Consider the following 25497-nt stretch of genomic DNA (forward strand, 5'->3'; position numbering starts at 1 on the left):
CTTGTACACGAGAACGTCAATGGTGGTCGCCACGTTGAACAACGAGTTGGAATCCCGCGGCACTTGGAAAAACAACCCGAAATCGGTGTAGAAGATGCGGCCTACAGCCAATATGAACATCATCATGATTACAGGCTTCATAAGGGGCAACGTAATATATCGCGCTTGCTGCCACTTCGAAGCACCATCAATCACGGCAGCCTCATAATAAGTGGTGTCGATACCGGAGATGGTCGCTAAGTAGACAACCATGCCATAGCCCAAGCCTTTCCACATATTCATAAAAATGAGAAAGTACGGCCAATATTGTGGCTCCATATACCAGTTCACGGGATCCTTGCCCAACTCGGCGAGGAATTGATTGGCGATTCCTTTATCGAAGCTTAGAAATGACCAGATGATGGCGGATACCACGACCCAGGATAGGAAGTAAGGCAAGAACATCATAGTCTGATAGACTTTTCTCGCCCTGTGGCTGTGCAGTTGACCGATCATCAACGCTAAGATGACAGGCACCGCAATGCCCAGGATAATGAATATCAAATTGTACCCCAGCGTGTTGCGGATGACGATCCAAGCATCGTTAGACTTGAATAGAAACTCAAAATTTTTGAAGCCAGACCATTCGCTATGAAAAACGTTGCTCAGGAAGCCCCCATGAATCTTGAAATCTTTGAAGGCTATAATGACGCCGAACATAGGCAAGAAACAAAACAAGATATACCAGATGGTCGTCGGTAAGGCCAAAAGCGTCAGTTCGGTATCCTGTGTGCGCCAGCGCCTTCGCATGCGTTTTCGCTCGCTTTTCTTGTCCATATTAGCCACTCCTTTTGTTTGTTTGTGTTCCGTGTATGCGCTTCCAAATATCAGAAACCGCATTCCTGTCATCGCGTTGCACTCGAACAAATTGCGATTCAACGTCGTCGTTAACGCTCTCAATTATGCGGAATTCACTCGGAAATTTTCCAATGGATGGGATCCTTTGCATATAGCGCAACCAACTCGGTTTATCTATTATCATTGTAAAAGATATTACCCGCCTAATCCAGTCAACAAACATGAGACCGCAGTCAATAAACGATAGATTTGGAGAGGAAAGGCTTGTCCGCCCTCTTCATTCAGATCGGTAAAAACAACTTTTGCACCTTCACTTACAAATTTACGGACATGAGATTCTCCCATACACGTGCGCCACCTGTAATAATAACTACTTTACCTACTAAACGTTCCATTAAAAGGTCTCCTTTTGATTTGAATGTCATTAAATTACACTATAAAAAAGATAATATTTATAAATTTAGATTCTTGTACAGATTGATTGTTATTCACGCTGAATAACAGGTATGAATAAAATAAAACTCTGGGATATGCCATCCAAAGGTGCTAAATAGCCGGCCCTCCAGATTCGTCTGGAAACCGGCTTCTCCGTATTACTTTTAATAACTAATGTCTATTCTATTTCATCTAGATAAATGTACATTTTCTTTTTGAAACAGTTGTCCTACCGGAGTATCCCTGTATTCCGTATTTACAAAGACCAAATTATATTTTTCAGTTTTACTTTGATCTCCCATATTGTTTCGCATATGAAACGATTCGTTTATATAACTTTTTATCCTTCATGTTCTTTAAGGGGTAAAATTGGGGCCTCGTATTCACTTCCAGAATCCACGGTTTGCCCATAAAATCCAAAGCGACGTCCAACCCTAGTTCCTTGAACCCTTTTTTATACTGATCGAAGTTATTCCCAACAGAGATACCCAAGTCCTTCAATCTTGTCTCCATACGTTTAATCTCGACTGTATTGTATCCTGCGCCTGACATTGTTTCATGAATATAACCGATTTTCCCGCCTTGATTATAGTTCGTCGCAACTTTACCAGTCTTCCCTATTTTTGCGAACATGGCAGTGCTAACCCATGCTCCTTTGTTCGTCTTCTGGACCATAACGCGAATATCAAAGGGTTTTCCTTTCGTTCTAGCCAGATCAATTCCTTTCTGGAGTAAAAATGATTGCTTGTTGGAAAAGCGGCACAGCTCATCGTACAAACGATGAATAGTAGAATACGTAGATTTGACTGTATTGAGCTGGGTTTGATAGCCCTTCTCTTTTCTTTTGATCCGAATAATATTAACCCCACCTGAACCTCCTGTGGGTTTGAAATAAACAGTATGATAAGTAGAAAGCATCGAGATCAAGTTCTTTTTATTAAAAAGCATCGTTCGTGGAACGTATTTTTTCAAATTCGATTGCTTCAATAGCCAACTACTTTTTTTCCACTTACTTTTAATTGTAGTACTCCTATAATTCATTTAGATACCTCCTATTCTATAAGATAGGATATGAATGGAGGTTATAGCCTGTAACCACTTTTGCCTATCATTCAAATCTTCGTAAGTCCTAAATCAAAGTGATCTTTAACAAGACGTAAATAAATACTTGGATCAAGAACTTATTCCGGACTTTATCAAAAAATAGAATACATAGGTCGTTTTTTGGGTTAATAGTAAGTACTACAGCTCCATTGCCAAAATTACTATCCTTATCATTCATTAAAAACCCGAGTTCCCATTAATTCATTATAGAGAGGAATATGTGTATGATGCGAGCCATGATCATTATTAACCCCTCTTCCGGTAAGGAAGAGGCACTTAAACATGTCAGCAGCGTAGAAGAAATACTACAGAATAAGGGATATATTGTGACCGTCAATGAGACGAAAAAAGAATTGGATGCAACCCGTTTTTGTGTCACTGCATGCGAAGAATGTTTTGATCTGGTCGTTTCCATTGGAGGGGATGGTACCCTCCACGAAACCATTAATGGACTCGTTAATCAGGAACACTACCCGAAAATAGGTGTGGTCCCTCTTGGGACGGTCAATGATTTTGCTCGCGCTTTACAAATTCCATTGGATCCCGAAAAGGCGATCCAGACACTCACTTCATCTAGAGTAAAAACAGTAGATATAGGCCGAGTAAATCACCTAATGGGTTGGGGAATCTCCGCTTTTTGTGGTCGCATTAACGAACTCAGTAGGTGGATTTGAGCAACTGGCCCCTAATGCTGAAGTTGACGATGGTCTACTTCACTGCTTTATTATAAAAGATCTCAATATATTCAATACCCTAACAGTCAGTATCTCCTTACTACTTGGCAAACTGAAAAATCATAAGGATGTTGTTTACTTTACTGCACAAAATGTAAGTGTAAGTTCAGGAGAAGCGGTTAGGACTAATGTAGATGGCGAAGAGGGACCGCCACTGCCCATCAAGCTCAGTATTTTGCCTAAACAATTCGAGGTAATTGTTCCAGAAGAGGACTAGAGATGGTAGTACTTGACCACTGTGGATCAATTTTCGGCTGTTTGGTAGGAACGCGAGCCCTCTTTAATCCGATGAACGGCTCAATCATAATTTTGGAAAAACGAGACGGAAGACAGAAGCAAATCATGAAAGGTGCTTTGCTTCTGTTCTTTACTCTCGTTTTAATATTCTCAGCCATCGTCTGCTGGGCTCAACTGAAGGCTCTAGCGAAGGTAGCCCTCTCATACTAATATCTAGTCATAGGTAAGTCATACTGAATAGACGCACTCAGTATGACTTTCTATGTCTATAGTTAAGATTGAAAATGATGTCAATTTCTATATTTTTTTAGCCAGTACCATATCCTTAGAAGTCTTCAGGTCACTCGGTCACTCTCTGTTTGCTAATTGTTCTTGTGCGAGACGGATCATTTCCCGTACCATTGCTCCTCCTATTTTACCGCCAACTTGTCCAACGGATTCTGTAGTCAGACCCCCATTGTCGCTTGGTTGCAGAGCTACACCAAGCTCCTTAGCCACTTCGTATTTCACATCGTCGGGTCGATTCGGATCAACTGCATAACCTTCGCGCTTCATTACGTCTGCTTTAAAAGCCTGCATCCCTTGTTCCACCCCGGGCACCGCGTATCTTCTCTTTCTTCTTGCCATCTTGCTACACTCCCTTCAATGTCTTGTTCTAAGATACCCAGGAGTACAGACCTTCATCCCCATATCAAATACTCACCATTCAGGTTTTTGATTGGTTATAGTGTAAACTGAGAATAATCTACATAGTGAAACTAATGCTTAGGAGTGAAATCAATGCCCTCAATAAGCGATATTCAGCTGCACTTACAGAATATCCAATACTCATCCCCTACCCTATTCTCTGGACTTGAAATTTTGCTTGTATTAGATGGTGAGCTATCTGTTGAAACGGATCGCGCAGTACATCAGTTAAGCGAAAATGATTTATTTGTCATTAATCGTAATCAACTTTACGAAATTCACGGAAATACAAAAAATGCCGTACTGAAGGTTAGTATTCCAGATTATTTTTTATCCTACTTTTATCCGGAATATCGCTTCCATACATTTAATCTATTCTCTCCACAAATCGACCGGGGTAAAGAATATATGATCAAAGAATTACAAAAGCTTCTAGCTGAAATGATGATCATCTATTTGCGTAAAGAAGAAACCTATAAACTAGAAATGAGTGAAAGGATTTCTAAAACTTTGCTTATCTTAATTAGGAGATTTAAAGATGTCGGAACCATGGTTGTAGATGTAAATGTGGAAGATGACCGGTTAAAAGGAATTATCGCTTTTATTGCACAGCATTACGACGAGCCACTTATGTTAGAAGAAGTAGCAAACAAATTTTATTTATCGCCTAGTTACTTTTCCCGTTATTTCAAACAGCAATTTGGGATTGGGTTCACTCGTTATATTATGAATATCCGATTAAACCATAGCTTAAAGGATCTATTATATACGAAAGACTCCATTACAAATATTGCTTTGAAAAATGGGTTCCCTAACACCAAATCGTTCTCAAATTTATTTAAGGAGTCATTTGGTGAAACGCCCTTCTCGTATCGTGAGAAACATGCGAAAGAACCTGTGAATGTAGTTAAAAATTATCAGTTGGAGGATAAAGAAACCTTTCTAAGTTCCCCTGAAATCTTAATAAAACTCAACATTTTAATCACACAAGGGGAATACACCAAAACGATTAGTGATATTGAAACCAATTATGAGGCCTTAAGTATTGATATTCATTCGCCTACTCCACGAAAATTACATCACCCGGACAATATCCTTATGATCGGAGAACTTCGGGAATTACAGAAGGAGAGTATACGGAATCAAGTATTAATGGCTAAAGAGGATTTGCAGATCAAATATATCGGAATTGATAGACTGCTTACGGGGAGGACGATTGCTCCTGAAGTAGAAACAGATGAGTTAATCCCCACTACGTCGCCGTATTATAATTCCGATGAGGCCATTGAATTTCTGAAATCCAATCATTTATCTTTATATGTTCATGTTAGATATAATCAAATGAATACAGAGCAAGAAGGATATCTAGATAAATTACAGAAATTTTTTCAACACTGCATCATCGTATTTGGATACAGTTATGTAGAGTCTTGGTGCATTTTGATTGCCGATGCTTTAGATACCCATGCTGATAAGAATGAGCTGGAAATATTCTATTTAAAGATTTACGGATTGTTAAAATCAATTTCACCCAACCTGCAAATAGGCTTTCTTTTACCCTTCTCTTTTGAAAAAGGAGCTATACCCAGTAAATATAATTGGGTACTGCAACAGAGTAACTATGTTAACTTTATTGCCTATCAAGCAAATACTCATGAAGTCATCGACTATAACGATCTGGGTGAAACCAACTTTGATTTATCCAAAGATTTCATTAAAGTAAAAACAGAAAAATTAAAAAGATTCTTAAAAAATCATTCCATTGAGAAACCCTTACATCTAATTACATGGAATACAGTTTCGGGGAATACCCGTTATACCAATGGGACCTTTTTCCGCGGAGCTTTAGTTTTCAATAACGCTATTAATATTTCCGATATGATTGAAGCTCTTGGTTTCTGGATCAACACGGAAACCCATGAGCGGAGTTTGGATATGAATAGCATTCCCCTAGAGAGTATGGAAATGTTCCATTATTTCAACGGCAAACGACCTGTGTTTTTTGCAATGTCATTTTTTAATAGATTACGTGGAAACATCATAGCCAAAGGACCCTTATTTATTATGACAGAGAACGAATTAGGCTATCAGCTTGTGTTAATGAACTCAACGATTATTAACCCTTTTTTATCGATTGAAGATACTTTTCTCCAGAAATTAATCAAGGAAATTAGAGTTACTATTAAAGGTATTCCTAGCGGTAAATATCAGATCCGAAAGTTGATTTTTGATAAAGATCATGGTGCCTTATATAAAATGTGGTGGAAGAACAACAGTCAGTATGGGATCGACCGAGAAATTATTGACCATATCACACGTTCAAGTCACCCGTCACTAGAGGTCTTTGATGAAACCATTGAGGAGGAATGGTCCTTTTACTCATACCTAACGGTAAATGCTATTCACTTTTTCGAAATACGGAAGGTATTCTTCTAGTCGGATCAAGTAAAAAAAAGACGGTTGATTTTCATCTTCATGGATAGAGCGTTAAGAATTTCATCGATTAATCCATAAAACACAACAATTATGAACTCCCTTTAAAGGGAGTTTTTTTTTATAATTATCAACGAAAAGAAAAATACCGGTAGTTTCACAATCTTTTCGTGAATAAATACACTTTGTAATAGAAAACATAAGACAGACACTTCTCAGGGGGGTAACAACGTGGAAACTAGCTATCAAGGTACAAATAAATTAATTACAGGGATTGTATTTGGGGTTATCACATTCTGGCTATTTGCACAATCTTTAGTCAATGTGGTCCCTGCAGTTCAAAAAGATTTAGGAATTTCTCTTGGAACATTAAACATTGGTATTAGTCTGACCGCATTATTCTCAGGAATTTTCATTGTAGCCATGGGTGGTTTAGCGGACAGAATAGGACGAAAAAAGATTACTAATATCGGGCTAATATTAAGTATCATTGGTTCTCTGTGTTTAGTCTTCGCTAATGGAGCTGCCCTCCTCATTATTGGCCGTATCATTCAAGGTTTCTCAGCAGCCTGTATTATGCCTGCAACAATCGCTTTGGTTAAAACTTATTATCAAGGTGCTAATCGTCAACGTGCATTAAGTTACTGGTCCATTGGTTCTTGGGGTGGTTCCGGTGTATGTTCATTCGCTGGCGGTTTAATTGCTACCTATTTAGGCTGGAGATGGATCTTCGTTTTTTCTATAGTTTTTGCATTTCTCGCCATGTTCTTAATTAAAGGTACGCCAGAGAGCAAAGCAGAAACTTCAGGAAAATTTAAATTCGATTATGTTGGATTATCGATCTTTATTGTTGTCATGCTTGCCCTGAACATCTTAATTAACTTTGGATCTGATTTAGGCTGGACAAGCCTGACTTCAATTATTTTGGCGATAGTGACTATTGCTGGAGTAGTTATCTTCGTTAAAGTAGAAAAAGCGAAAGTAGTAGCGCTTATTGACTTCTCTCTATTCAAAAACAAACCTTATGCCGGTGCCACATTCTCAAATTTCTTGCTGAATGCCATTGCAGGTACAATGGTCGTCGCCAATACGTATGTACAAGTAGGTCGCGGATTTAGCGCCTTCCAGTCCGGTTTGCTATCACTGGGTTATTTAGTGGCTGTTCTGGCAATGATTCGTGTAGGTGAAAAAATTCTGCAGAGAATCGGTGCTAAAAAGCCAATGATCTGGGGTGCATTGATTACAACCGTTGGTGTAGCCATTATGAGCTTAACCTCCCTGCCAGATTCGCCTTACACAATTGTGGTGTTCATTGGTTATGCTTTATTCGGCCTTGGATTAGGTATTTATGCAACTCCTTCTACAGATACTTCCGTATCCAATGCCCCATCTAATAAAGTCGGTGAAGCAGCTGGGATTTATAAAATGGCAAGTTCCTTAGGAAGCTCTTTTGGAGTAGCAATCTCTGCTACTGTATATAGTATCATGTCCGCTAACAGCCTGGAGATTGGCGCAACGTGGGGGATTATTACCAACGTTATCTTTGGACTATTAGCAATTCTTTCGATCGTCTTCATGGTTCCTAACAATGCTGGTAAAGAAGATAGAACCGCATAAGAGAAATATCAATATGGGAGGAATTATAGTGAAAAACAAATTAATGCAAATGCTTGAAGAACGCAAAGAAGAAATCATTCAGATCCGCCGCCACCTTCATGAAAATCCTGAGCTTTCTTTTAAAGAAGAAAAAACAAGTAAATTTATTGAAGATTTCTATAAAGGAAAAGATGTTCATTTAGACACTAATGTAGGCGGAGGCTATGGCATTATTGTTACCATTCAAGGAGGAAAACCAGGAAAAACCATTGGGCTTAGAGCAGATTTCGACGCACTTCCCATCCAAGAAGAAATAGATCTCCCTTTTAAATCTAAGAATCCTGGGGTTATGCATGCTTGCGGACATGATGGTCATACCGCTTACCTGTTAGTTCTTGCAGATTGTCTAATTCAATTAAAAGATGAAATTCCCGGTACGATCAAGATTATTCACCAACACGCAGAGGAAGTTCCGCCGGGTGGTGCAATCGGCATCCTTGCATCTGGTTTATTGGATGATTTGGATAACATTTTTGGGATTCACTTACTGCCGCTTGGAGAGTCCGGTATAGTTGGGTATAATAGTGGTTATGTATTCCCGGGTCGTGCTTACTTTAAACTAAAAGTTCAAGGTGTGGGCGGTCATGGGTCTTCCCCTCATCTGGCAAATGACTCGATTGTTGCAGGCGCTCATTTTGTCACAGCCATTCAAACTGTGATTAGCCGCCGATTAAATCCATTTGATATGGGGGTCGTAACCATTGGCTCCTTTGATGGAAAAGGCACTTTTAATGTCATCAAAGACAGCGTTGAAATCGAAGGCGATGTTCGCGCCATGACGGAAGAAACACGTGAAACGATTGAACGGGAAGTTCGCCGGATCGCACATGGAATTGAAGAAGAATTCAATGTAACCTGCGAGTTAACCTATACACCAGACTATCCACCGCTTTACAATAACCCTGAATTAACTGCAAAAGTTGCTTCTTACCTGAAAAATGCTAACGATAAAGATATTGTGGACGTTCAGGAATTCGGACCTATGGCACCTTCAGAGGACTTTGCCCATTACGCTAAAAAAATTCCAGCCTGCTTTTTCTATATCTGCTGTTCACCAAAAGGCGTTGAAAAACCATACTTCAACCACCATCCAAAATTCGATATTGATGAAGATGCTCTTTTAGTAGCAGCCAAAGCAGTGGGAACCGTAGTTTGTGGATATTATAATATCGATTAATAGCTAGACTAGGGGGCTGTCCCATAAGTAGATTTTCTACGAACGGAGGCAGACACTATTCAATCTCAAAACAGTAAAAGTTAAAAGAGCAGCGATTCTCCCGTTATTGGAAGATCGCTGCTCTGCGTTTTTGATCATTTGCGGCTTGTTTCAGTAGATTGTGGGCAAGTGAAAGCCAACAGACCTTAAGCGTCACTTTTTCCATGCCGCGAAGCAGAAATCTCCGGAATCCCCGGTTGTTTTTCAGTTGTCCAAATACACTTTCTGGTTCCGTCATTCGGCGTACGGATAAGTCGTAACCTTCCTCGCTTCGGTAATGTCGTTTTCGAATTTCATATCCACTAGGTTGAGTTTCTTTGCTCGTTTTTCGGAAATGTAACGTTTGTCCAGTAGGGCACATCCACGTATCCTCAGCTTCGTTGTACGTTCAGTTCTCAATCTTACCGACATTCTCTTTCCAAGCCTTGCTCTTCTCTTTGTGATAGCTGCCGTATTTCACTACAGCTTGAATTTCTTCTTTTTCCAGATATGCGTAGTTTTCTTCGTTACCATATTCTGCATCCGCAATGACCGTTCGTGGGAGTTTGCCAAGCATCTGTCTTACTTTCTCCATGTGCGGCTTTAAGCAGCGAGTATCGGTAGGTCTTGGGTGTAGACTGTAGGTCAAAATAAACTGATTTTCAGTCCCAATCTGTACATTGTAACCCGGTTTGAGTTGACCATTTCGCATGTGGTCTTCTGGACGGAACGATGATCATTAAATTACAAACGCTAGTATTGCCCTAGCAAACCTTTCTTCATGGCTATCTTCTCGCAAGCATGGAATACAAGAAGTCCTAAAATTAAATACACCAGCGAATTCAATAATAGTACCCCATAATCTGACATAGGCAATTGTGTCAACGTCAGATCCTCGATCATCACGGTTCTCACCATATTCACACCTTTAACGAATGGGGCGAATGCTAGAAATGGAGCTACATTTAGTGGAACAAATACAAGCCCCATCAACACAAATTGAAAGATCTGTAGAAAGGCTTGAATTTGTTTCACGATAATAGCTAAACCAGCAATCATAAAGCTAATACCTACCATACTTATGATAGTCACTACAATGATAGGGATCGTGGTCATGGGGTTAAGACTTAACCACTGTCCAGAGGTTAGCATCGCGGCAAACAGCAAAAGGACCATAATCACAAACTGTAAACCACATTGACTGAGGATCCGCGTGAGCATGATTTTCCACACACCCAATGGGGACATATATATTTGTTCTAATGTTCCACGCGTCGCTTCTGTTATTACCGAGAAACCAATAAAGTTCATCGTCATCATCGTTAAGCTCCAGAAGATGACACTTACAATGGAATATTGAACATTACTATCAAAACTGGATGGATCACCTACGAACATAATTCCAAAGAATGCAGCCAGAAATATAATATAAAACGTAAATACTAACGCAATCGTGTTCGGTAAATAGCGTTTCATCTCAATATATTCTTTACGAAAATTAGCATTGAATAAATGGAGCCATTTCATGAGTCTTCCCTCCCTTAACAATCTGAATGAATACTTGTTCAAAATCGATGGTTATACGATCTATACTTTCCACGATCGTTCCTTCCTCTTTCAGAAGATCAAACAACTCGTAAATGTCCTGGCCATGCTCTAAATTCACTTCCACGATCGTTTCATGGGAGCTTGCTTGATAAGTACTCAAAGGAAATGTACGCAACAGTTTATTCTCCTGTTCTACGCTTAACTGCTCACCCAACTTAATGGAATACGCCCTTGTTTCAAATAAATTCAGTAGATTCTCCACCCTGTCGTCAACTACAACTTCACCTTTATTTATGATAATGGCACGGTCACACAATTCCTGAACGACGGGCATATCATGTGAACTAATGATAATCGTGCGTTTTTCTTCCTTAACAATTCTGCTCAATATATGACGTAATTCATAACTAACCTCAACATCCAAACCAAGCGTAGGCTCATCCAGCAAAATGACATCCGTATTAGCTAATAGGGCTACCGCGATAGCCAACTTTTGTTGCATCCCTCTGGATAAACCATTGACAAGCTCATTCTCCTTTTCTTTAAGGTTGAATTGCTCTAATAATTTATCCGCTTGTTCAGCCACTTGCTTCCAAGAGTAACCCCGGTTTCCTGCAAAATATTCTAGGTTTTCCCGAACGGTAAGACGCCAATATAAATTTCGATTCCCCTCTAATACAGCACTAATATGCTCTAGCGCTTTAAGCCTCTTCTTACAAATATCTAAGCCATTAATGGATATAGATCCAGCATCCGATTCTAACAAACCACAGAGCATCTTGATGGTTGATGTTTTGCCAGCACCATTGGGCCCTAATAAACCGAGTACCTCTCCACGATTCACATCAAAAGAAACATCACGAACGGCATGGATCTTCTCTTTCGATTTTCTTTTCCCATACGCCTTGCTAATACCTCTTACTTCAATAATTTTCTCCACTTCATAACCTTCCTCTCCCGTACAATTTAAAAGAGTGCTTCCCTTTGCTAGCTTTATTTTATTGTAGTATCGCGATTGATATAACTGGCTTCAGGTGGATACCTCCTCCGTCTGAGGAATGAGATTTGTGTATAGGTTGTGTTTGCACAAGTTACGACAAAAAGACACATCGTAAGAGATGTGTCTGAAATCCCATATATATTTAGGTCAACCAAATGCAATTAGGTCATTCTCATATCCAACAACCGCATGATCATCGTCAACACTTCCGGCCGCAATGCTTCTGCGCTCGGTGCGAACTTACCGCCACTGCGTCCTTGTAGCGCGCCCATCTGTCTGAGTGCTTCCGCTGTGCCTCTTGCCCATGTCGGTATAATCGCATCGTCTGCGAAGCTTGAGATCTTCTTCGATGGGTCAATCCCGAACGCCCTGGGCTGGCGACCATAACTGCCATCTCTGCTCGCGTAACTCGTTCATTGGGTCTGAAGCTGCCATCCGGATAACCACTCACGATGTTCATTGCCGCAGCTTGTGCAATCGCTGACTTCGCCCAGTCTCCGATCGTGGACGCATCAGTGAAGCTTGGACTCGTACCTCCATCCCCACTTTGCCCAATCACCTTCATAAGCATCACCACTAGCTCCGCCCGCATCACCGGTGCATTGGGACGGAACGTTCCGTCTGGATAGCCGCTCACCATATTGCCCATTAAAGCTTGCCGAATCAGCTTCTCAGCCCAGTGCCCAGAGATATCGGACAATTCAGGCATTTCGTCCGAATTCGCCATACTCCGATGAATCGTGATTGTATATGTCTTTTTCGTCCCGTCTTCCGCTTGAACTACCAGTTCAAGTCGATTATTGCCTGATTTTAAGTTCATTGGTTTATTGCTACTCACGGTTTCTCTGTTAAGCGTAAGCGTTATTCTTGCCGACGCTTGCGCTGTTTCAGCCTTCACTTCGATCTGACTGGCTTCCGTCTCCGCCGTGTAGGATGTTCCCCCTGACTTGCCGAGCGAGATCATCTGGTCCTTCGCCCATATTTCCAGCTTGTTGAGTTCAGTATTGCCAGACAATTGCTGACTTCCTCCTCCCCCTACAGCAGGAGTTTTCCCTACAACAACAGTTTCCTCTGCTGCCACCACCTTAACCGTGCGACTAACACGTTCAGCCGCATTCCCCGCACGATCGCTGATGTCATAATCAATCGTATATTGTCCAGCCTTACTCGTATCTACACGACTAGACGATACAATCACTTGCGAGGTTTTATATCACCATCATAATTGTCCACAGCGCTGTAGCCAGCATCCGTATATAACGTTCCAAGACGAACTTCGACCACCGCATCGCCTTTCAAGATGATAACTGGCTTCTCACGGTCAATATTCGTCACTTCCAACTGCTTCACCATCCATAATCGTTAATGACGTTCCTCCAGAAGTGAAATAGCTTATATCCTGCTGGCCTTGCCCCACTTTTAACACTTCAATCCCGCTCTGTGCATACACGGAGGCTGTAACCGAGACGTTCCCTTGCGTCGGTGCTAATGGGTCAATCGACAGTTGTATGCTAGGTTTATCCGTATAGATGTTCCCAACTTGAATTGTTGCTACGCTCTCGTTGCCCACAGTATCCTTCGCATAAACCGTATAGATACCGTTCTCACCTACCTCGAAGCTTTGGTCAAATAATGTTCCTCCTGCTCCAAAGTAAGTCGCAGACTGATCGCCACTTGCCCATTTCGTCATTGTAATTCCGCTGTGCGTATCATTTATAGCCGCCGTAACCACAACATTCTGGCTAGTGATCCCTCGATAGAATGTGAGGCTGTTACAACACCGGAATGTGCTTTGTCCCATGTGGAATTTTCGTTTGGATCGATTAAACCCGTCCAGATATCTTTAAAATGATAGTTATTCGTATTAGCATATCCCCGTATATTGTCATAACCGATAAGTGTCAAAGAATCGTTATTTAAAAATGTATTGGCTTCAATAGCTGTTAGAGATGGATTTTCAATGATTACGCTGCTCAATTGGTTATTCCCAAAGGCAAAATTACTTATGCTGGTTACCTTCAAATCTGATGGTCCAATCTCTGAAGGAATATCAATTTCTTTGTCTATTCTCATATAACCTGTAATCGTAGCCGTTCCGTCTTTATTGTCGTCATATCCAAAACCATTGGATTCAGCAGCCCTTACCTCACTAATCACCGTACCGGGCCATGCTCTCAGCAATATCATAAGTAGAACAGTCATGGAGATCCCTATCTTTCGCCAACTCAATGAGCATTCGTTCATTCGATAATCACACATCCTTATTTCGATTTAGAAGTAATTCTTTAATCTTCCATTATAGAAACGGTATTATCAAGACAACTAAAGTTGGTATTTTGAATCATTTGTGAGCTCTGAGAGACTTGATCACCCCGCTTCAGGCATATTGCCACCATTCAACGTTAAAAAACCGTTCAACGATCTTTGTGATCGTGAACGGTTTAGATTTATTTTGCTATTCCTTATTCAACTTCTGCATAAGGATCGATCGTTTGAATGGTTCCATCAGCATTATATTTTAGTTCCGTATATTTCACGCAACGTTTGTGATTGACGCCATCAGATAGCGAGCAATCATGGTAAAAGAGGTACCATTTATCTTCAAACTGGACAATGGAATGATGCGTGGTCCAGCCTATAACAGGCGTAAGAATTGTCCCTTTGAATGTGTACGGACCCTGAGGGTTCTTACTAATTCCATAAACCAGTTTGTGCGTAGTCCCCGTCGAGTAAGATAGATAGTAGTATCCATTGTATTTATGTACCCATGGTCCTTCGAAATATCTCCGCTCCTCGTCGCCTGCAAGAATTGGGTTTCCTTCTTCGTCCAGTATCGAGATTTCAACCGGTTTATCCTTAAATGACAGCATATCCTCGCTTAGCGTTGCCACGATTGGACCTAACGCAGGCTTATCTGCTGCGGGACCCTCCGTTTGCGACGACTCGAAGCTGCCTGTCTGCCACTTTTCCAATTGCCCTCCCCAGAGACCACCGAAATACATGTAAGCCTGGTCATCTTCATCAATAAACACAGCAGGGTCGATGCTATAACTGTCCTTGATATAATTAGGCTCTGGCTTAAATGGTCCAGCAGGTGCGGATGATGTAGCAACCCCAATTCGGAAGATTCCGTCTTGATCGCGTGCTGGGAAGAACAGATAGTATACATTGTTCTTGTACGCGGCATCTGGTGCCCAGAGTTGGCTTGAAGCCCATGGAATATCCCGTAGATGAAGAGCTTCACCATGATCTACTACAGGAGAATCGAAGTTCTCCATGGATAATACATGGTAATCCTCCATAGCATATTGGTCCCCATTATCGTTATCTGGTCCATCATGATCAAGGTCATGTGAAGGATAGATATAGATTTTACCTTCAAATACATGAGCAGACGGATCAGCGGTAAAAATGTGGTTCACTAATGGTTGGTTTGGTTTAGTGTATGGTTTCATAGTTTACTCCTTTTAGCTTATTCTATTATCCATAATAAGATCGTGTGGAACATCCATTTGCAATCGCTTACAAATTTCACTTTTAGTTTACACTATCCTGCTCACTTCTCCAATACTCATACTAAAGAACTTACTCTAATAATTATAGATAATATATATAAAAACAGCCAGCCATTTAGAAGAATCTAATTGGTTGGCTATGGTCTATGGGTCTTCATCAAATTACATCTTCTAGCAAAATAAAATTCTCACTTTACACCCTTTCGTCGGTTAGAAATATCCAGCCAAACAGCAACAACAAGAATGGAGCCCTTAACTACGTATTGCCAGAATGATTCTAATCCCATCAGTGACATCCCGTTATCAAGGGTGGTCATAACCAATGCGCCTATAATGGCACCTATAATTGTCCCTGCACCGCCCATCAATGATGTTCCACCGATAACACAAGCGGCAATCGCATCCATTTCCGCCATATTCCCGGCAGTGATTGTCGCAGATGCTAAGCGAGAAGTCAGAACGATGGCTGCAATCGAAGCGAGTAGTCCGTTAAATACAAAGATCAGCATCGTCTTCCGCTTAATATGAATACCCGATAGACGGGCAGCTTCCATATTACCCCCAATGGCATAAATATGACGGCCAAACGTAGTTTTCGTTGAAATAATGTAAAAAATAATTGCCAATACAATAACGAAGATAATAGGAAAAGGAATCCCTTTGTAATTGTTCATAACAACTACGAATGACACAACCAGTAAGGCAAGAACAGAGACTTTCATAATATCTACTCCGAGTGGTGTGATCTCGAAGCCATATTTTTGTCGGGAACGACGTTTCGTATAGGCGCTCCATAGAAGAAAGGCCACGGCCAGCAACCCAATAATGATACCAAACCCTTTAGCAAAATAAGCATTCCCCAACATGGCAAGCAACGGATCGGATACTGGAATTGTTTTGGACTGGGTAACGCCCATTAGCACACCGCGGAACACCATCATGCCACCCAATGTAACAATGAAGGCAGGAATCATCTTGTAAGCAACAAGCCATCCTTGAAGTAGACCAAGCACCGCGCCAGCCACCAGTGTACCAAGAATAACAATGATCGCTGGAAGCTCCATCCAATTACTCAGTATAGCGGCTATTCCTCCGGTCAACCCTACGATAGAACCTACGGAAAGATCAATATGTGCCGCCACAATGACGAGTACCATCCCAATAGCTAATATGGAGGTAACAGACATTTGTGTGAATAGATTAGATAAATTTCGTGAGGTCAAAAAGGTAGGATTGAGAATTCCAAACAGTACCCATAGGAATACCAGCGCCCCTACCATGGTGTATGCACGTACGTCCATTTCACCAAACAAGCTACTCCAGAGCGATTTTCGGTTCGCAGGGATATCTATCCGATCTTGAGGTTCTTTTTGAAGTTGCATATTATTTACCTCCCGTAGCGGCGATCATTATATTTTCTTGAGTAGCCTCACGCCAATGAAATTCCTTAACGAATTCTCCTTCGCACATCACCATAATCCGGTCACTCATACCAAGTACCTCTGGTAACTCCGAAGAAATCATCAGAATGGCTACACCTTGATCTACCAATCGATTCATTAAATTATATATTTCGTATTTCGCTCCAACGTCAATTCCCCGGGTAGGTTCGTCCATAATCAGGATTTTGGGATCAGACATCAGCCACTTACCAAGTACAACCTTCTGCTGATTCCCTCCCGAAAGTGTACCTACCAACGTTTCCAACGAAGCTGTTTTCGTCTTTAGATCCTGCACATACTGGCGTCCCCATTTAATCTCTTCATTCTCGTTAATGAAACCGAGCTTCGATACTTTACCCATCGTAGCCATCGTCGTATTTCGTTTCACATCCATACCCATCACGAGTCCTTGACGTTTACGGTCTTCCGTCACTAGAGCAATTCCTGCTTTAATCGCTTCAGCAACGGATTTAATCTTTACCGTTTTTCCATCGATTTGTACTTCTCCCTCAGCTCTGCCTTCATAAGCTCCGAAAAGACTACTGACTAACTCTGTTCGTCCCGCACCCATAAGTCCAGCGATTCCCAGAATCTCACCTTTACGTAATTGAAAATGAATATCTCGAAGCACTTTCTGATTACGCTTTTCAGGGTGCCACACGTTATAATGGTTAACCTCAAGCACCATTTCTCCTGGGTTATGATTTACTCGTGGGTATCTTTCTGTCAATTCCCGACCAACCATCAAGGATACAACCTCGTCATCATCCGTCTCCTTACGATCAAGCGTCGCTATTGTTCGCCCGTCACGCAGTACTGTGATGGAGTCTGCTAGAGCAAAAACTTCAGGCATCTTATGCGAAATATATACACAGGAGACACCTTCACTGCGCAGCTGATTCAATATTCCCATGAGAATGGAGACTTCACTTTCTGTTAAAGCAGCTGTTGGTTCGTCTAGAATCAGTATTTTGGTGTGCTTGGAAAGTGCTTTGGCGATTTCAACCAGTTGTTGCTGACCAATCCCAAGATGACCAATTTTGACGTTTGGAGAAATATTCAGCCCCACTTTTTTCAACCATACGGAGGCATTATGGTACAGTTTATCCCACTGAATTAATCCGCGTCTGCACGGCTCAGCTCCCAGAAAAATATTCTCACCTACCGTCATCTCCTTGACGAGTGCGAGTTCCTGGTGAATGATAGCAATCCCTGCTTGCTCAGCGTCCGTTATTTGGTGGAACTGCCTGCTCTGTCCATCAATGATAATCTCACCGCTATAGGTTCCGGTCGGATAGAGACCGCTTAGCACCTTCATTAAGGTTGACTTCCCAGCACCATTCTCCCCGCATAGGGCATGTATTTCTCCCTCCCTAACCTTAAAGTTCACATGATCTAGCGCCTTAACACCGGGAAACTCCTTACTGATGTCTGCCATTTCCAATACATACATGATTCAAGCACCCTTTCTGACCATGAATCAGCAGAGAGCGGAACCTAAAGGTTCCGCACCCGCCATTCTAGTAGGTTATTGTTTAGGCCACTGGTCCTTAGGAACGTTCTTATACACTTCCTCCAGCTTGTGGAAGCCATCTTTGATCAGAACATCTAAATTATCCTTGTTAACCGCCATGGGATCGAGCAGTACGGAAGGGACATCAACCTTTCCGTTATTTACCGTCTTATCCGTCGTAATTTTTTCGCCCTTGGCAGCAGCCATAGCCATCTCAGCAGCTTTAGTTGCAATCGCGTTAATCGGCTTATACACCGTCATCAACTGTGTTCCTTCTGCAATGCGTTGTACAGCAGCTAAATCTGCATCCTGTCCGGATACTGGAATTTTGCCAGCCATCCCTTGAGCGGTTAAGGCTTGAATTGAACCCCCAGCAGTACCGTCGTTAGCTGCAACCACGCCCTGCACATCATTGTTGTTCGCAGTTAGGGCATTTTCCATATTTTTAAGAGCCTCTTCTGGCTTCCAATCCTTGGAGAACTGGTCATACACAATCTTGATATCGCCTTTCTCTTCCAGCGGTTTCAGTATATTCATTGCGCCTTCCTTGAACATATGAGCATTGTTGTCTGTGTCCGCTCCACCGATATAAACGATGTTGCCTTTTGGCGCCTGTTCGATCACTGCTGTCGCCTGGAATTCTCCTACACGTACATTGTCAAAAGAAATATAGTAGTCCACATCTGAATTATTAATCAGACGGTCGTATGCAATCACTTTGATACCTTCTTTGTGTGCTTTCTCCACAATCGGTGCTGTTGCTTCAGCATTGTGAGCAATGACAACAAGTACGTTTACGCCCTGGGAAATTAATTGCTCTGCTTGACTCATCTGCGTAGCATCATCTCCGTTAGCTGCAAGAACCTTCACTTCGCCTCCAAGCTCTTCTACTTTCGCAGTGAAAATATCACGATCCTTTTGCCAACGTTCCTCTTTCAATGTATCCATAGACATCCCAATGACAATTTTGTCTCCGTCTTTCGCAGCTGTTTTTTCCTTATTTTGATTATCCCCGTTGGAGACTAATCCACAGCCTGCAAGTGATGATGCCAATAATAGAGCTACCCCTAAACGAACTACTTTGCCGTATTTTCTCACTCTTTCATCGCCCCTTTTCACCATTTAAAATAATTGATTGCGCTTACAAACCAAGCTTAGCACGGGACGAAATGCCGTGGCCTGTTCAATACCAGCACTTCTTTACTCTCTAACTGCATTACCTTGTTGCCTCCTGTAATGAAAGCTAAATACAAGTCTTTCACAGGACAATTTGGTTATAAAACGCAAAAAAGTCCTTGTTGGTTAACAAGGACTTTCGTTCTCTATCTGCTGTCTGTATTCACTTGGCGTCATTCCTGTTGCCTTCTTGAAGACCCTACTGAAATAGTTAGGATCCTTATAACCTACCTCGTAGCATATTTCTTTAAGACTAAGACGTTCTTCCACAATCAATTGCTTAGCCTCCTTAATTCGAAGCCGAGTAACATAGTCGATGAAATTCTCTCCTGCATGCTGCTTGAATAATTTACTGAAATAATGTGGGCTAAGATTTACATATTCCGCACTTTGCTCCATAGAGATATCTTCTTTATATTTTTGATCAATATAGAGAAGAGCCCTCTGGAACACTTGAGAACGATTCTGATCTCGCTCTTCCTTCAGACTATCAATAAAGGAATCAAGCCAAAATAATGCACCTTTACGAAGTGCTTCGCTATCTTCCACTACACTCAAAGATTCAATCAGATTGGCACCGTCACCGGATTGAATCGCACGACATAGAAACAGCAGTAGCCCTATGACTTCTCCTCGCAAAGTAGAAAATGAACTCGAACTAGTTCCTTCCAAGATTTCATATAAAGAACTAAATCTCTCCGTACTCTCCTGTTTGTTATGTCGCAGCAGGGCATCCAGTAGATTCTTCTCATCATCCAGTGAGATCATCGTTTGCCCTGAGCTCAGGGGTATATCGTCGTAATGCCGTACATTCGATAACACGTTATCCTCTGCGCATACACGAACGGCTTCTCGATAGGATCGGCTAATTCCGTCCCAGCCCTCCCGAACTGATCCAATCCCTACCGAGAGGGACAACTGGAACCGCTCCTCCATAACTCCCCTAATACGCTCTCCCCATTCTAAGGAAATAATACGTTGAGAATAACCATGCCTACCCGATGGAAGAGGAATAAATAAGGCCATCTGATGTCCAATGATAGGTCCGACGATCGAGGCCAGATTGGGTTTCGTGAAATGCTTAACAGCTTCATAAACTTCCCGCTTGAGCAGTTGGAAATCGTCCCACTCCTTTTTGGATTTCCTAGAAAAAGATAATACCATCGCATAACCCTTATCCCACTGGATATGTAATAGACTGGCCAGCTGTTCGAGTTCCACCTCCTGCACTGACTCTAGCATAAGCATAAGAGAGAGCTCGTTCTCGGCTAGCGGAATCAGCTGTGACAGCTTCTCTTGAAGCTCCAATTGCTCATTTCGCAGATGTTTCTCTTCTTCCTTCTCGCTAATCAACAACTCTAGTACATGCAGGATTTCCTCACGTCTTGCTGGTTTAAGTAAATAATCCCGTACGCCCAGAGCCAGCCCCTCCTTCGCATAAGAGAAGTAATCGTGAGCTGTTATCATCACAATTTTGGTTGAGGGAACCATGGCCGAAATATGACGTACAGCCTCAAGCCCTTGAATGCCAGGCATCTTAATATCCATAAAGATGAAATCAGGCCGTTCCTCTTCCGCAATCTGAATGGCCTTGCGTCCATTTTCCGCATGGAGAAAATGAAAGGTGTCCGGCAGAATATGCCTAATCATCAGCTCCAGACCCTCCCGCTCCAGCGCTTCATCATCCGCAATAAGTAAGCTGAACATGAGTCACACTCCTTTCTTGTCATGTGGTTACCGCGTGATAGGGAATCTTGAACAAGACAGCTGTCCCTATTCCCTGGGTGCTATCAATTTCGATTCTCTGCTCTCCATTGAAATATAAATGTAGTCTTTTAAATACATTATGTGTTCCCAGCCCAGTGGATTGGCCTTTCCTACCCAAGCTAGGCGTCTCCTCGCGGAAAGATTTGAGAAGTAGCTCAACTGTCTCCCTGCTCATCCCTACACCGTTATCTCGAATCTCAATTCCTACACCTTCATCTACATATCCGATAGTGAGCTTTAACTCTGCGCCCTCTTCCATCTGCTCTATCCCATGTACGAATGCATTTTCCAGAATAGGCTGCAGGGTCAGACATGGAAGCATGCCGTCCAGTGCTCTCTCATCAATATCCATGACAAAAGAAATACGATCACGAAACCGCGCCTTCTGAATGTTGATATATTCGGTCACATGTTCGACTTCTTCACGTAACGACACCGCTTGATCCAGCTTTTGCAGGTTATATCTCAATAGACGGGATACCGATACCGTAAGATCACTTGTCCTTATGGCCCCCTCGATATAAGCCAACTTGGCAATAGAATTAAGGGTGTTGAACAGAAAATGAGGATTAATTTGGCTCTGAAGCATTTTGAGCTCTAACTCTTTCACTAGACGGTCCTTCTCCAGACTATTGATATTATCAGCCATCAAACTTTGAATGTTATCGATCATGCTATTAAAGGTTCGGCACAAGATGCTAATCTCATCATTGTTAATGCTTTCTGGTGCCTTTGTATCCATCCGACCTTTTGATATTTGCTTGGCAGTTGCCACTAGCCGCCGGATCGGTCCCGTTATACTATTCGACAGCCATATGGCCAGAATGATGCTAAGAACTGCAACAGTAACGACCAGTTGCGTCCCTATATTATTCAATTTGTCTGTGGTGGACATAATTTCCTGATAAATCGGCTTATATTGATCAAGCTCAATGTCAACTAATCCCTGAGCCTCCTCGCGTATGAAACGCTCGGTTTTCTCCGCTTCGATATAAGCCCCTGCCATCGTATTAGAATCTTGGTCGTCGATCTTGCCAATCATAGTCTCGACTTGCTCTAAAAACGTATCCATAATATTACGGTAATTTACAAGCGGCAGGTCACTTCCACCAATTGTCTCCAATCCATCTAGCTCTTGTCTCAGCCGCTGAATACCGCTCAGGTGTTTTTCCACTTCAGGAAAACTATCCGCATCGACCTGCATAATGAACCGGTTCATCGATCGCATAATCTCCCCAACTTCATAGGACACTTCCTTATATAGTAAGATACGATTCATCATTAAATGATAGCTTTCCTGCACATTCTTACTGCTTTGGAATAAGAAAAAGGAAACTGTACTCATCAAAACCACCAGTAGTGGAATACAAACCAACAGCTTTTTGCGGATACTCACAGGCCTTCTCCCTTCTGTGCATTATGCTTATCTAACACCATTACCTCTGTATAATATTCAGTTCGTAAGGCTTTTCCCTGAAAATGCTGATGAAGTAGCTTGACTGCTGTATCACCCATTAAAAAAGGCTGCTGTGCTATAGTTGCCTTAATCTCACCCCTTAGAATGGCATCCAGTGTCTCTTCCTGATTATCAAAACCAACGATCGTAAGAGAATCTCGTTTCAAGCTCTTCGCAGCCTGAAGAACACCCAGAGCATCTGTTGCACTGGTACCCACCATGATCGAAATGTCTGGATGTGCCTTTAGCATTCCCGCTGCTTGCTGAATCGCTTCCATATGTGAAATGTTGGAGCTGCGAACATCCACAATGTTTAGATCTGTGTATTGCTTCACTATGTTTTGTAGCCCTTGTAACCGTTGTAGCTGATTCTCGGCAAGCTCGCTCCCTATAATGACACCTATTTGTCCAGATCCACCTGTAGTCTCTGCAACAAAACGCCCCATGTTTTCTCCCGCCGCCTCATTATCCGTACCTACATAAGCCAGTCTTTTACTAGCCGGAGCATCCGTATCGATGGTCACAACAGGAATGCCACGCTGCACAGCCTTATCAATGACCGGTGTAAATCGCTCACCATTTAGACCTTGGACGATAATCCCGTCCACTCGGGCAGCAATCGCTTTTTCCAGTAAATGAATCTGCTCGTCCATGTTGTTGCGGACCGGACCGGTAAATTCAATATCCATTCCATACCTTTCCGCAGCTTTCTCCGCACCCTTCTCAATCATTTCCCAGTAAGGATGATAACGTTCCTGTTCAATCAGTACGATATGATACCTGTGTCCCACATTCTCGGGATGACCATGTAATTCCTGAACAATACTGCCCATCTTACCGGATTGACGCCCAAATCCAATAAATTCATAAGCCAGTAGAAATATTAGCAATACAGCCACACACGACAGCCATTTTTTATCCAATATTATTCACCTCATTCCATATCCTAAGCATTATTGGAAACGGTTGCAATAAAATTATGGACTGGTATATCAAAAGTTCTAAGGTAGTCTTGTGTATTGGTTCTGTTTATACAATTAACGACGGAAAAACACATCTCTTTGAGATGTGTCTAGAAATATATTAATAACCAATGGTACTTACTCTGCTCTTTTTACATTCAACTTATTTACCTGATGCTAAGCCTACTTTATTTAAATTAGCTATTGTACCACCGTCTACACGTAAGTCTATACCTGAAATATAGGATGCTGCATCGCTAAGAAGGAAATCTACAGCTGTTGCTATTTCAGAGGGTTCACCTTCACGACGTAATGGAGTAATATCCAGCATAGCTTGCATTTCTACTTGTTGAGAAGCTTCTAGCCGTCCCATTGGTGTATTGATTGTGCCAGGAGAAATCGAATTAATTCGCGCTCCCTTTTCTCCCCAATTCCAAGCTTGATCTTCAACAAATAATATCACGCCCAATTTGGAAAACGTGTATGCCGCCCCGGGATTCCCTTGAGCAAATTGTTCCACAGCTTCAACAATATTGTCAGCTAATGGTTGTTTTAGAACGTCAGAATATGGACCTACTCGTGGTAACATATGACCGCTCATTGAGGAAATACATACTACTGAAGTTCCTTGCGTTGCATATGGGAGAAATGCTTCTAATACAATTCCTGTACCCAATAGGTTCACTTCCGTGATCCGTCTAGAATCGGCCATAGATGGTGATAATCCTGCTGTATGAATCAAACCTTTTAGGGTTCCTAGCTCTGCAGATTTTTGTGCCAATGAAGCAACGTTTTCTCGTGAAGTAATATCAACGGTTTGGTAATAAACATCTGTAATCCCTTTAGCCGCCAATTCTTCTTTAGCTTGAATCAGTCGTTCTTCAGAGACATCAGCCAATAATACAGTTCCCTTTTTTCCTACCAATTCAGCCGTTGCTTTTCCCATCCCACCTGAACCACCAGTAATCACATAAACGGATTTAGTCATTTATCATTTCGCTCCTCGACATGTTATAATTCAAGTATATAATCCAATATATTAGAACGGACGAGACATTTTCATTAAATATGTTCATAGGGGTGTCACATTTGGAGACTACAAAGGAGACTATTCGGGTTGCACTTTTGAAATTGTTGAGCACGAACAACTTCAAAGATTTGACGGTGAAAGAAATTGCTCATGCGGCAAACATTTCTCGATCGACATTTTATTTATATTTTGTAGATAAGTATGACCTGATGGACGATGTAAGAAGGTTATTAAATGATCGCTTTCTATCTTTCTATCAAAGCCAACACCCCGGTTGGGAACAGCCCATGATCCTACATTTATGTCAGCATTTTGTTAAGTATCGCTCATTTTATAACGTAGAATTTAATGATGCTAACACTATCCAGAATCTATCTGACAGATTAACAACGCAATTAATGCTTATATTTGATGATCAAGATTATGCGATTTTTGCAAGCTATGGCACCATTGGCTTCTTAAGTCGTTGGCTCAAAGACTCTTTTGTTATAAGCCCTTATGAAGCAGCAGAGAAACTATTAAAAATTGGATTTACCAATTGGTCAAAAGAAATCGAAACTAACGATATTTACATTGCAGGTATGCTGAAATAATGAATAGGTTATACGAAGGACGATCTATACTTCATATCTATGAACTAATGCAAAGAAGCAGCCTATAAACAAACTTATAGGACTGCTTCTTTTCATGTGAATCTTTTCATTATCAATAAATTCATAAGCTTAACTGCTCACAAAACTTCATTGAATATGCCTTGTTTCGGAAAGGAA

General features: G+C 41.7%; 24 protein-coding genes and 1 pseudogene. 6 read left to right on the forward strand and 19 right to left on the reverse strand.

What is annotated here, in order from left to right; all coding sequences use genetic code 11:
• From AC1D7X_RS23395 to AC1D7X_RS23405, 3 genes are all read right to left on the reverse strand, one after another.
• On the reverse strand, positions 1-816 hold an 816-nt coding region (locus tag AC1D7X_RS23395), incomplete at its 3' end, for an ABC transporter permease (RefSeq protein ID WP_495476203.1).
• A gap of 216 nt (positions 817-1032) precedes the next feature.
• Positions 1033-1182, reverse strand: coding sequence for a hypothetical protein (locus tag AC1D7X_RS23400; RefSeq protein WP_495458620.1), 150 nt, complete (start codon positions 1180-1182; stop codon positions 1033-1035).
• 375 nt (positions 1183-1557) lie between these two features.
• The gene (locus tag AC1D7X_RS23405) at positions 1558-2313 is read right to left on the reverse strand and encodes a YheC/YheD family protein (protein ID WP_495476204.1); all 756 of its coding nucleotides are present in this window, start codon (positions 2311-2313) and stop codon (positions 1558-1560) included.
• A 287-nt stretch (positions 2314-2600) separates the two neighbouring features.
• On the opposite strand from AC1D7X_RS23405, the gene AC1D7X_RS23410 reads away from it, so the two are divergent.
• Both AC1D7X_RS23410 and AC1D7X_RS23415 read left to right on the forward strand, forming a co-directional pair.
• Positions 2601-3050, forward strand: coding sequence for a diacylglycerol/lipid kinase family protein (locus AC1D7X_RS23410; RefSeq protein ID WP_495476205.1), 450 nt, complete (start codon positions 2601-2603; stop codon positions 3048-3050).
• Positions 3016-3327: a diacylglycerol/lipid kinase family protein gene (locus tag AC1D7X_RS23415; protein ID WP_495458618.1), complete on the forward strand. Its 312-nt coding sequence runs from the start codon at positions 3016-3018 to the stop codon at positions 3325-3327. The genes AC1D7X_RS23410 and AC1D7X_RS23415 overlap by 35 nt, the downstream gene beginning before the upstream one ends.
• 368 nt (positions 3328-3695) lie before the next feature.
• On the opposite strand, the gene AC1D7X_RS23420 is transcribed toward AC1D7X_RS23415, so the two are convergent.
• The gene (locus AC1D7X_RS23420) at positions 3696-3974 is read right to left on the reverse strand and encodes an alpha/beta-type small acid-soluble spore protein (protein ID WP_495458617.1); all 279 of its coding nucleotides are present in this window, start codon (positions 3972-3974) and stop codon (positions 3696-3698) included.
• 153 nt (positions 3975-4127) lie between these two features.
• On the opposite strand from AC1D7X_RS23420, the gene AC1D7X_RS23425 reads away from it, so the two are divergent.
• From AC1D7X_RS23425 to AC1D7X_RS23435, 3 genes are all read left to right on the forward strand, one after another.
• Positions 4128-6470: a helix-turn-helix domain-containing protein gene (locus AC1D7X_RS23425; RefSeq protein ID WP_495458616.1), complete on the forward strand. Its 2343-nt coding sequence runs from the start codon at positions 4128-4130 to the stop codon at positions 6468-6470.
• Positions 6471-6698: 228 nt separating this feature from the next.
• A complete protein-coding gene (locus AC1D7X_RS23430) occupies positions 6699-8084 on the forward strand; it encodes an MFS transporter (protein ID WP_495458615.1) in 1386 nt (461 codons plus the stop codon).
• 28 nt (positions 8085-8112) lie between these two features.
• Positions 8113-9300 carry an amidohydrolase gene (locus AC1D7X_RS23435; RefSeq protein WP_495458614.1) on the forward strand — a complete coding sequence of 396 codons (1188 nt, stop codon included), beginning with the start codon at positions 8113-8115 and terminating at the stop codon, positions 9298-9300.
• A 103-nt stretch (positions 9301-9403) separates the two neighbouring features.
• Here the strand turns inward: AC1D7X_RS23435 and AC1D7X_RS23440 are convergent.
• From AC1D7X_RS23440 to AC1D7X_RS23510, 15 genes and pseudogenes are all read right to left on the reverse strand, one after another.
• Positions 9404-10039 (reverse strand): annotated as a pseudogene (locus AC1D7X_RS23440) (transposase); the annotation flags it as partial.
• A 32-nt stretch (positions 10040-10071) separates the two neighbouring features.
• Positions 10072-10845 carry an ABC transporter permease gene (locus AC1D7X_RS23445; RefSeq protein ID WP_495458613.1) on the reverse strand — a complete coding sequence of 258 codons (774 nt, stop codon included), beginning with the start codon at positions 10843-10845 and terminating at the stop codon, positions 10072-10074.
• Positions 10817-11806 (reverse strand): ABC transporter ATP-binding protein, encoded by a 990-nt coding sequence (locus AC1D7X_RS23450; RefSeq protein ID WP_495476206.1) that lies wholly within the window; start codon positions 11804-11806, stop codon positions 10817-10819. Before AC1D7X_RS23450 ends, AC1D7X_RS23445 begins: the two co-directional genes overlap by 29 nt.
• A gap of 259 nt (positions 11807-12065) precedes the next feature.
• Positions 12066-13064, reverse strand: coding sequence for an S-layer homology domain-containing protein (locus tag AC1D7X_RS23455; RefSeq protein ID WP_495476207.1), 999 nt, complete (start codon positions 13062-13064; stop codon positions 12066-12068).
• Positions 13061-13207: a hypothetical protein gene (locus AC1D7X_RS23460; RefSeq protein WP_495476208.1), complete on the reverse strand. Its 147-nt coding sequence runs from the start codon at positions 13205-13207 to the stop codon at positions 13061-13063. The genes AC1D7X_RS23455 and AC1D7X_RS23460 overlap by 4 nt, the downstream gene beginning before the upstream one ends.
• Positions 13188-13556 (reverse strand): hypothetical protein, encoded by a 369-nt coding sequence (locus AC1D7X_RS23465; protein ID WP_495458609.1) that lies wholly within the window; start codon positions 13554-13556, stop codon positions 13188-13190. The genes AC1D7X_RS23460 and AC1D7X_RS23465 overlap by 20 nt, the downstream gene beginning before the upstream one ends.
• A 23-nt stretch (positions 13557-13579) precedes the next feature.
• The gene (locus tag AC1D7X_RS23470) at positions 13580-14110 is read right to left on the reverse strand and encodes a leucine-rich repeat domain-containing protein (protein WP_495476209.1); all 531 of its coding nucleotides are present in this window, start codon (positions 14108-14110) and stop codon (positions 13580-13582) included.
• A gap of 218 nt (positions 14111-14328) precedes the next feature.
• Positions 14329-15321: a glycoside hydrolase family 43 protein gene (locus tag AC1D7X_RS23475; protein WP_495458607.1), complete on the reverse strand. Its 993-nt coding sequence runs from the start codon at positions 15319-15321 to the stop codon at positions 14329-14331.
• A 248-nt stretch (positions 15322-15569) separates the two neighbouring features.
• Positions 15570-16763 carry a sugar ABC transporter permease gene (locus AC1D7X_RS23480; protein WP_495458606.1) on the reverse strand — a complete coding sequence of 398 codons (1194 nt, stop codon included), beginning with the start codon at positions 16761-16763 and terminating at the stop codon, positions 15570-15572.
• A 1-nt stretch (position 16764) separates the two neighbouring features.
• The gene (locus tag AC1D7X_RS23485) at positions 16765-18276 is read right to left on the reverse strand and encodes a xylose ABC transporter ATP-binding protein (protein WP_495458605.1); all 1512 of its coding nucleotides are present in this window, start codon (positions 18274-18276) and stop codon (positions 16765-16767) included.
• A gap of 75 nt (positions 18277-18351) precedes the next feature.
• Positions 18352-19458: a D-xylose ABC transporter substrate-binding protein gene (gene xylF / locus AC1D7X_RS23490; RefSeq protein ID WP_495458604.1), complete on the reverse strand. Its 1107-nt coding sequence runs from the start codon at positions 19456-19458 to the stop codon at positions 18352-18354.
• A gap of 180 nt (positions 19459-19638) precedes the next feature.
• A complete protein-coding gene (locus AC1D7X_RS23495; protein ID WP_495458603.1) occupies positions 19639-21219 on the reverse strand; it encodes a helix-turn-helix domain-containing protein in 1581 nt (526 codons plus the stop codon).
• A 19-nt stretch (positions 21220-21238) separates the two neighbouring features.
• Complete coding sequence (locus AC1D7X_RS23500) at positions 21239-22675, reverse strand: sensor histidine kinase (protein WP_495458602.1); 1437 nt, start codon at positions 22673-22675, stop codon at positions 21239-21241.
• Positions 22672-23658: a sugar-binding protein gene (locus AC1D7X_RS23505; RefSeq protein WP_495458601.1), complete on the reverse strand. Its 987-nt coding sequence runs from the start codon at positions 23656-23658 to the stop codon at positions 22672-22674. The genes AC1D7X_RS23500 and AC1D7X_RS23505 overlap by 4 nt, the downstream gene beginning before the upstream one ends.
• A gap of 202 nt (positions 23659-23860) precedes the next feature.
• Entirely contained in the window at positions 23861-24685 is an 825-nt protein-coding gene (locus AC1D7X_RS23510) for an SDR family oxidoreductase (RefSeq protein ID WP_495458600.1), read from the reverse strand.
• 101 nt (positions 24686-24786) lie between these two features.
• Between AC1D7X_RS23510 and AC1D7X_RS23515 the strand changes: the two genes are divergently transcribed.
• Positions 24787-25320 (forward strand): TetR/AcrR family transcriptional regulator, encoded by a 534-nt coding sequence (locus AC1D7X_RS23515; RefSeq protein ID WP_495458599.1) that lies wholly within the window; start codon positions 24787-24789, stop codon positions 25318-25320.
• The last annotated feature ends 177 nt before the right edge of the window (positions 25321-25497 follow it).

The organism is Paenibacillus sp. Y568 (assembly GCF_059445545.1).

Bases quoted from the DNA above. Each gene is read 5' to 3' on its own strand.
- AC1D7X_RS23400 (WP_495458620.1), bottom strand. From the start codon at position 1,182: ATGGGAGAATCTCATGTCCGTAAATTTGTAAGTGAAGGTGCAAAAGTT.
- AC1D7X_RS23405 (WP_495476204.1), bottom strand. From the start codon at position 2,313: ATGAATTATAGGAGTACTACAATTAAAAGTAAGTGGAAAAAAAGTAGT.
- AC1D7X_RS23410 (WP_495476205.1), top strand. From the start codon at position 2,601: ATGATGCGAGCCATGATCATTATTAACCCCTCTTCCGGTAAGGAAGAG.
- AC1D7X_RS23420 (WP_495458617.1), bottom strand. From the start codon at position 3,974: ATGGCAAGAAGAAAGAGAAGATACGCGGTGCCCGGGGTGGAACAAGGG.
- AC1D7X_RS23425 (WP_495458616.1), top strand. From the start codon at position 4,128: ATGCCCTCAATAAGCGATATTCAGCTGCACTTACAGAATATCCAATAC.
- AC1D7X_RS23445 (WP_495458613.1), bottom strand. From the start codon at position 10,845: ATGAAATGGCTCCATTTATTCAATGCTAATTTTCGTAAAGAATATATT.
- AC1D7X_RS23465 (WP_495458609.1), bottom strand. From the start codon at position 13,556: ATGACGAAATGGGCAAGTGGCGATCAGTCTGCGACTTACTTTGGAGCA.
- AC1D7X_RS23470 (WP_495476209.1), bottom strand. From the start codon at position 14,110: ATGAACGAATGCTCATTGAGTTGGCGAAAGATAGGGATCTCCATGACT.
- AC1D7X_RS23475 (WP_495458607.1), bottom strand. From the start codon at position 15,321: ATGAAACCATACACTAAACCAAACCAACCATTAGTGAACCACATTTTT.
- AC1D7X_RS23480 (WP_495458606.1), bottom strand. From the start codon at position 16,763: ATGCAACTTCAAAAAGAACCTCAAGATCGGATAGATATCCCTGCGAAC.
- AC1D7X_RS23485 (WP_495458605.1), bottom strand. From the start codon at position 18,276: ATGTATGTATTGGAAATGGCAGACATCAGTAAGGAGTTTCCCGGTGTT.
- xylF (WP_495458604.1), bottom strand. From the start codon at position 19,458: ATGGTGAAAAGGGGCGATGAAAGAGTGAGAAAATACGGCAAAGTAGTT.
- AC1D7X_RS23495 (WP_495458603.1), bottom strand. From the start codon at position 21,219: ATGTTCAGCTTACTTATTGCGGATGATGAAGCGCTGGAGCGGGAGGGT.
- AC1D7X_RS23510 (WP_495458600.1), bottom strand. From the start codon at position 24,685: ATGACTAAATCCGTTTATGTGATTACTGGTGGTTCAGGTGGGATGGGA.